The organism is Pseudomonas palmensis (assembly GCF_017848315.1).
GTDB classification, from domain to species: Bacteria; Pseudomonadota; Gammaproteobacteria; order Pseudomonadales; family Pseudomonadaceae; genus Aquipseudomonas; species Aquipseudomonas palmensis.
This window is the reverse complement of the sequence record NZ_JAFKEC010000062.1, coordinates 26,245-33,888: the sequence shown is the minus strand read 5'-3', so window position 1 is coordinate 33,888 and position 7,644 is coordinate 26,245. Positions and strand designations below refer to the sequence as shown.

At 69.5% G+C, this 7,644-nt stretch carries 2 protein-coding genes; both read left to right on the top strand.

Going from position 1 to position 7,644, the window contains the following annotated elements; all coding sequences use genetic code 11:
• Nucleotides 1–6,277 (top strand): SDR family NAD(P)-dependent oxidoreductase (locus JZZ72_RS23695; protein WP_210015256.1); only part of this gene is annotated, 6,277 nt, incomplete at its 5' end.
• Between the two features lie 34 nt (nt 6,278–6,311).
• Nucleotides 6,312–7,628 (top strand): flavin-containing monooxygenase, encoded by a 1,317-nt coding sequence (locus JZZ72_RS23690; protein WP_210015255.1) that lies wholly within the window; start codon nt 6,312–6,314, stop codon nt 7,626–7,628.
• Nucleotides 7,629–7,644: the final 16 nt, after the last annotated feature.

Sequence of the window (7,644 nt, the reverse complement as noted above, 5' to 3'; positions counted from 1 at the left end):
AGCCGCAGGCGTCGAGGCCTGGCCCTCGATTGCCCTCCTGGCGCCGTGCAACGAGGAGCCCGCTGGCGATATCGCCATTGTCGGCCTGCATGGCCGCTTCCCCGGTGCCGACGACCTGGATGCGCTGTGGCGCAACCTGCTGGCGGGTGTCGACTCGGTGAGCGAGATACCCGCCGAGCGCTGGCCGCTGGACGGTTTTTTCGCCGCGGGCACCGACGCCCGCAGCAGCGGCCTGAGCTATGCCAAATGGGGCGGTTTTCTACCCGATATCGATCGGTTCGATGCGCAGTTCTTCGCCATCGCCCCGCGTGAAGCCGCCTGCCTCGACCCGCAGGAGCGGCTGTTTCTCGAATGCGCCTGGCATGCCCTGGAAGACAGCGGCCACCTGGGCGAGCGCGGCCAGTTGCTGCGCGGCGCCCAGGGTGCGCTGGATGTCGGCGTGTTCGTCGGGATCACCAGCAACACCTACCCCCTGCTCGGCCCTGCCCTGTGGCAGGCCGGGCAACCGGCGATCCCCAGTGGCCTGCCGTGGTCGGTGGCCAACCGGGTGTCGTTCGCCCTGGACTTGTGCGGGCCGAGCCTGGCCATCGACACCGCCTGCTCGTCATCGCTCACGGCATTGCACAGCGCCATCGACAGCCTGCGCAAGGGCGAGTGCCGGGCAGCGCTGGTAGGTGCGGTCAACCTCTATACCCACCCCGCCAAGTACGTGCAGTTGTGCCAGCAGCACATGCTCTCGCCCACCGGACGTTGCCATGCGTTCGGCAGCGAGGCGGACGGCTTCGTGCCCGGTGAAGGGGTTGCGGCCGTGGTGCTCAAGCCGCTCGAGGTGGCCCGGCGCGACGGCGACCGGATACTGGCAGTGATCAAGGGCAGTGCGATCAACCACAGCGGGCGCACCAACGGCTACACCGTGCCCAGCGCCGGTGCCCAGGCCGCGCTGATCGAGCGGGCGCTGGCCGATGCCAGGGTACCGGCCGCCAGCATCAGCTACATCGAAGCCCACGGCACCGGCACGCGCCTGGGCGACCCCATCGAGTTGCAAGGGCTCAGGCAGGCACTGGGCGGGCAACACTCGGCGACCTGCCATGTCGGCTCGATCAAGGCCAATTTCGGCCACCTGGAAGCGGCCGCCGGCATGGCCGGGCTGAGCAAGGTGGTGCTCCAGTTGCAGCACCGGCGCCTGGCGCCGTCGCTGCATGCCAGGGTGCTGAACCCCGACGCCGGGCTAGAGCACAGCCACCTGCAGATCGTGCGTGACACGCGCGATTGGACCAGCGACAACGGCCCGCGCCGCGCCGGCATCAGCTCGTTCGGCGCTGGCGGCGCCAATGCCCATGTGATTGTCGAACAGGCCCCCGAACCCACACCGTCGAGCGCCAGCACGGGCCCGGCGGTGTACCCGCTGTCGGCGCGCAGCCAAGCGCAAGTGCGCGAACAGGCCGCCGCCCTGCTGGCCTGGTTGCAACGCCACCCCGACGCATCGGCCAACCAGCTCGCCTACACCCTGCAATGCTGCCGCCCGGCGTTCGACCATCGCTTCGCGCTGGTAGCTGCCGACTTGACGCAGTTGCAGGCTGGCCTGGAGCGCTTCGTGCAATCGATGCCGGGGGGCTATCAGGGCCGGCTGCTGCCCGGCACACCAACGCGCGAGCTGAGCGCCAGCGCCCCCGATGAACTGGCAGCCGCCTGGGTAGACGGCACGCTCGCCCGCTGGGGCCGCTTCTGGCCGCAACCGCCCAGCCCACTGGCCGCGCCGCTCTACCCCTTTGCCAGGGACCGCTACTGGGTGCCGCGTGTGGCGTCGGCCGCGCCCCACGCCAGCACCCAGCTGCACCTGGATGCCGGCCAGTTCTTTCTGCGCGACCATGTGGTGCAGGGCCAGCCGGTGCTGCCCGCCGCCGCCTACATCGACTTGTGCTGCAACCAGGCGCGCCGCCACGGCCTGGACCTGCCGCTGACCCTGCACAAGCTGACCTGGGCCAGCCCGATCCGCGTCGAGCCCGGCCAGCAGCGCAGCATCGAATGCCGCAGCGAGCGCACCCACGACGGTGTGCGCCTGGCGTTCCAGCCGCTGCCGGCCAGTGACCCCACCCCGAGTTTTCGTGGCGAGTGCCGCGCCGTGCAGGTGCCCGCCGACAGCCTGCCAAGCCTGGCGCAGGTGCGCAGCGAGTGCACCCGACCGCTGGCCCTCGACGCGCTGTACCCCACCCTCGAGCGCCTGGGCATCGCCTACGGCCCCACCCTGCGCTGCATTGCCGGCGCGTGGCTGGGCGAGCAACAGGCGCTTACCGAACTGCACTGGCGCCCCGAGCAGCGCCAGGGCGAACCGCTGAGCACGCTGGACCCGGCGTTGCTCGATGCGGTGCTGCAAAGCGCCTTCGTCACCGCCGCCCAAGGCAATGCACAGATCGACACCACCTTCGTGCCCTACGCCTGCCAGGCCCTGCACGGCTACCGGCCCTTGACCGAGCGCTGCTTCGTGCACGTGCGCCCGCGTGCTGCCCAGGGCAGCCAGATGCGCCTGTACGACTTCCGGGTGTTCGATGCAGACGGCCAGGTGCTGATGGACATCGAGGCCTTTGCCTTTCGCGAGTACCGCGTCGACCCCGAGCATGCCGTGCATCTGCTCGAACCCTACTGGCAGCACCAGCCCGCCGCCCCGGCCACCCCCGGGCCGATGCCCACCACACTGCTGCTGTGCGACGACCCGCAAGCCTTCGCCCAGTTACCCGCGCAACTGCGTGACGCCGCCTGGCGACTGGTACCCGCGCAGCAGTTCCACTACACCTCACCACGCACCGTCGAGGCCGACCTGGGCGATGCGCGCCACATCGACCTGTTGCTGCGCCTGCTGACCAGCCAGCAGCAAGTACCCGCACGCCTGCTGATCGACCTGCGCAGCACCGGCAGCCAGGACGCCGGCCTGGGCGAAGGGCTGGACGCCGCCCTGGCCACCGCAGACCTGCTGCGCCACCTGTGCCAGGGCCAGAACACCCCCGCGCTGCATACCCGGATCGTGCTGCACCCCGGCCCTGTCAGTGCCATTGAAGGGCTGCTGCGCTCGGTGGTGCAGGAGATCCCCAGCCTGAGCGCCAACCTGATCGAAACCAGCCGCCAGCCCGGCAGCGCAGAGCGTGAAGCGCTGGCGCACGAACTGCTTGCGGCTGCGCAGCCCGGTGTCAACCGGGTATCGCTGTGCGAAGGGCAACGCCGCGTGGCGAGCCTGCGCTTTGTCACCCCGGGTGCCGGCACAGCGCCGACGCAACTGAGCGCCGGCGATGTGCTGGTGATCAGCGGCGGGCTGGGGGCCGTCGGCCGTGCACTGGGTGAAGCGCTGGCGAGCCTCGGCGGCCTGCGCCTGGCCGTGCTGGGCCGTCGCGCCCTCGATGCAGACGCTGCCCGATGGCTGCAGCGCCTCACGCACCTGGGCGCCGACGATGCCGCCTACTGGCAGGCCGACTGCGCCGATGCCGACTCGTTGCACACTGCCCTGGCCAGCATTCGCCAGCGCTATGGCGCCTGCCACGGGGTGATTCACTGTGCCGGGGTTCTGCAGGACGGGTTCTTCCTGCGGCAACCTGCCCAGGAGCGCGCCAGCGTACTCCAGGGCAAGACCCTGGCCGCCCGCCATCTGGATGCAGCCACCGCCGATGACCCGCTGAAACTGTTCATGGTGTGCTCGTCGCTGGCCGGGGTGTACGGCAATGTCGGGCAGAGCGCCTACGCGCTGGCCAACGCCTGGCTCGACCGCTTCGTGCAGGCCCGCCAGCAGCGCTGTGCCAGCGGCCAGCGCCAGGGCCGCTCGCTGTCGATTGCCTGGCCACTGTGGCAGACCGACAACGGCATGCAGGCCCCGGCGCCGGTGCGCCAATGGCTGGCTCGCCATGGCCTGGCCCTGTTGCCGAGCGATCAGGGGGTGGCCACGTTCCTGCGCTGCCTCGCCTTGGCGCAAGCGGTGTTGATCCCGGTGTGCGGCAAGCGCGACGCGGTTGCACGGTTGTTCGGCATCGAGGCGCCGCCTGCCCCGCCCGTGCAGGTCGCGCCGCAGGCGGCCAGCGACGCGCCCTGCCTGCTCGACTACCTCACCCGTCAACTGGCCGAGGTGACGGCCACGCCGCTGGACAAGGTCGACCCCGACACCTCGCTGGAGGTATTCGGCCTGGACTCGATCCTGGTGATGGAACTCAACGGCCGGCTTGAACAGCACTTCCCCACCCTGTCGAAGACCGTGCTGTTCGAAGTGCGCAGCCTGCGCGAGCTGGCCGCCCTGCTCGGCAACGAGCACCCGGCCGAAGTCGCCCGGCTGGCACCGGGCCCCGTGGTGGTCAAGCCGCCAGCACCCGCGCTGTCGGTGGTCACGCAGGGCACTGCCGACACCCAACGCCAGGACATCGCGATCATCGGCCTGGCCGGGCGCTACCCCGGCGCACGCGATGCCCAGGCGCTGTGGCAGCACCTGGCGGCCGGCGATGACCTGATCAGCGAAGTGACCTCGCGCTGGGAGCAACCGGGCGGCGACGACCAGCTGTATGCGCGCTGGGGCGGCCTGGTGGATGATTTCGACTGTTTCGACCCGCTGTTCTTCGGCATCTCGCCGCGCGACGCCGAGCGCATGGACCCGCAGGAGCGCCTGTTTCTGCAAACCGCCTGGCATGCCGTGGAAGACGCCGGCTATACCCCGCAGAGCCTGTGCGGGCCGCGCCAGCCGGGCGTCGAGCGACGCCGCGTGGGGGTGGTCGCGGGGGTGATGTACGGCGAGTACCAGTTCTATGGTGCGTCGAGCTGGCCCGCGCGGCCGGTGACCCTGACCAACTCCTCGTATGCCTCGATCGCCAACCGCGTGTCGTTCTGCCTGGACCTTGAAGGCCCCTCGTTCGCCGTCGACAGCATGTGTTCGTCGTCGCTCACCAGCCTGCACCTGGCCTGCGACCTGATTCGCAGCGGCAGTTGCGAGCTGGCCCTGGCCGGCGGGGTGAACCTGTCGCTGCACCCATACAAGTACCGCATGCTGTGCGAGCTGAACTTCGCCTCCACCCAGGGCCAGTGCCGCAGCTTCGGCGCCGGCGGCGACGGCTACGTGCCGGGTGAAGGCGTGGGCGTGGTGCTGCTCAAGCCGCTGGCCCAGGCCCTGCGCGACGGCGACCACGTGTACGGGGTGATCCGTGGCAGCGAGCTCAACCATGGCGGGCGCACCTCGGGCTATACCGTGCCCAACGCCGAATCGCAGGCCCAGGTGATCGGCCGCGCCCTGCAGCGCTCGGGCCTGCCCGCCGCCAGGCTGGGCTATATCGAGGCCCACGGCACCGGCACCAGCCTGGGCGACCCGATCGAGATCCGTGGCCTGGGCAAGGCCCTGGCCGCCCAGGTACCCAGCGAGTGGCGCTGCCCCATCGGCTCGATCAAGGCCAATATCGGCCACCTGGAATCGGCCGCCGGCATGGCCGCGTTGACCAAGGTGCTGCTGCAGTTCAAGCACCGGCAACTGGCGCCGTCCATCCATGCCCAGCCGCTGAACCCGAACATCGATTTCAGCAACACGCCCTTCGTGGTGCAGCAGCGCCTGGCCGACTGGCCGGACCCTGCGGATGGCCTGCCACGGGTGGCCGCCATCAGTTCGTTCGGGGCCGGCGGCGCCAATGCCCATGTGCTGATCGAGGACGCCCCGCTGCAAGCGCCACCCGCGCCCACCGGCCCCCAGGCCTTTGTATTCAGCGCACACAGCGCCGGGCAACTGCGCAGCTACCTGCAGCGCTTTGTCGACTGCCTGGAGCATGAACACGCCCTGGCACCGCAGCACCCCGAGCACTACCTGGGCCTGCGCTGCTTCACCACGCGGGACGTCGCCAGCACCCTGCTGCACGGGCGCCAGGCGTTCGAGCAAGCACGGTTGGCCGTGGTGGCCGACGACTTCGACGCGCTGCGCCGGCAGTTGAGCGAATGGTTGATGAGCCCGCCGGGCGACGAAGCACGGGTGCTGCTCAGTGGCCCGGCCCCTGCGCCCGAGTGTGCGGCGCTGGCCCGCACCTGGCTCGATGCGCACCTGCCCGCGACGCCGCCAGCGGCGACCCAGGCGTGGCGAAAGGTGCCGCTGCCCGGCTATGAATTCTTGCGTCGTCGCTACTGGATCAGTACGCCGCCCACGGTGAGCAGCCCACCGCTGCCGGCGCCACCGCACGCTGCGCCCGCGTTGACGCCACAAGACATTCTCGACCGCCTGGCCCGTCGGGAAATCAGCCAGCAACAGGCCCGCGACCTGCTGCGCTCGATGCTCTGAATTCGCCTGTTTCCACCTTCAAGGGAGTGATGCAATGCAGCAGCCGACTATCGCCATCATCGGCGCCGGGGCCAGTGGCCTGGGCGTGGCAAAGGCCCTCGGCGAAGTGGGCCTGGCCTTCGAGATCATCGAGGCCACCGCGCGTTTCGGCGGCAACTGGCAGCCCGACGGCCCGGCCTCGAAAATGTATGAAGCAGTGCACCTGATCAGCTCCAAGCGCAACACCCAGTTCGCCGACTTCCCGATGCCCGAGCACTACCCGGACTACCCGCGGCACACCCAGGTGTTCGACTACCTGACGCAACTGGCCGAGCATTGCCAGCTGCAGCAGCACACCCGCTTCAACACCCGCGTCACCCACATGGACAAGACCGCCGACGGCTGGCTGCTGAGCTTCGACGACGGGCGCCAGGCCCGCTACGAGGCGGTGGTGGTATGCAACGGCCTGCTCGGCACGCCCAAGGTGCCGCAGTACCCCGGCACCTTCAGCGGGCAGACCCTGCATGCCAGCGCGTACCGCAGCTCGGCACAGTTTCGCGGCAAGCGCGTGCTGGTGGTGGGTGGCGGCAACTCCGGTTGCGACATTGCCGTGGACGCCGCGCAAACCGCCAGCCTGGCGCTGCACTCGACCCGGCGCGGCTACCACTACATGCCCAAGTTCATCGATGGCCAGCCGACCCAGGAATGGCTGATGGACCAGGCGCCGAAATTTGCCGACGAGGACGAATACTGGGCGCACGTGGAGCGCAGCTTCAAGTTCGCCGGCTATGACGGGCGCGACTATGGCCTGCCCGCACCGGACCACGGCATTCGCGAATGCCACCCCATTCTCAACTCGCAGATTCTCTACTACATCGGCCATGGCGATGTGCAGGCCAAGCCCGACATCAGCCATTTCGACGGCCAGCAGGTGCACTTTTGCGACGCCAGCGTGGCCACCATCGATCTGATCGTATGGGCCACCGGCTACGGCATCGACCTGCCGTTTCTGCCGCTGCAGACCTTCGACTGGCAGCGCGATTTCGACTCGCTGTTTTTGCGCATGCTGCCGGCCGAGCACGACGACCTGGTGTTCGTCGGCTACCTCAACACGCCGTCGGGCATCGGCAACCTGGCCAACATGACCGGGCGCTTCGTGGCCGCCTACCTGCAGGCCCGTGCCCTGCGCAGCCCGGCCTGGCACACCGTGCAGCAGATCAAGCGTCAGCCGCAGCTGCTCGACCTGGGCCAGCAGCGCTTCATGCAGACCCAGCGCCACGCCCACGAAGTGGACCTGTGGAAGTTCATCCGGGCCGTGAACTTTCTGACCGCGCGGCTGCAGCCCTCGCCACCCTTGGCGCGTAGCGCCTGACCATCGACGACACGCC

What these genes read in the sequence shown, in the direction of transcription:
- JZZ72_RS23690 (WP_210015255.1), top strand. Translation starts at nt 6,312, where the DNA reads ATGCAGCAGCCGACTATCGCCATCATCGGCGCCGGGGCCAGTGGCCTG.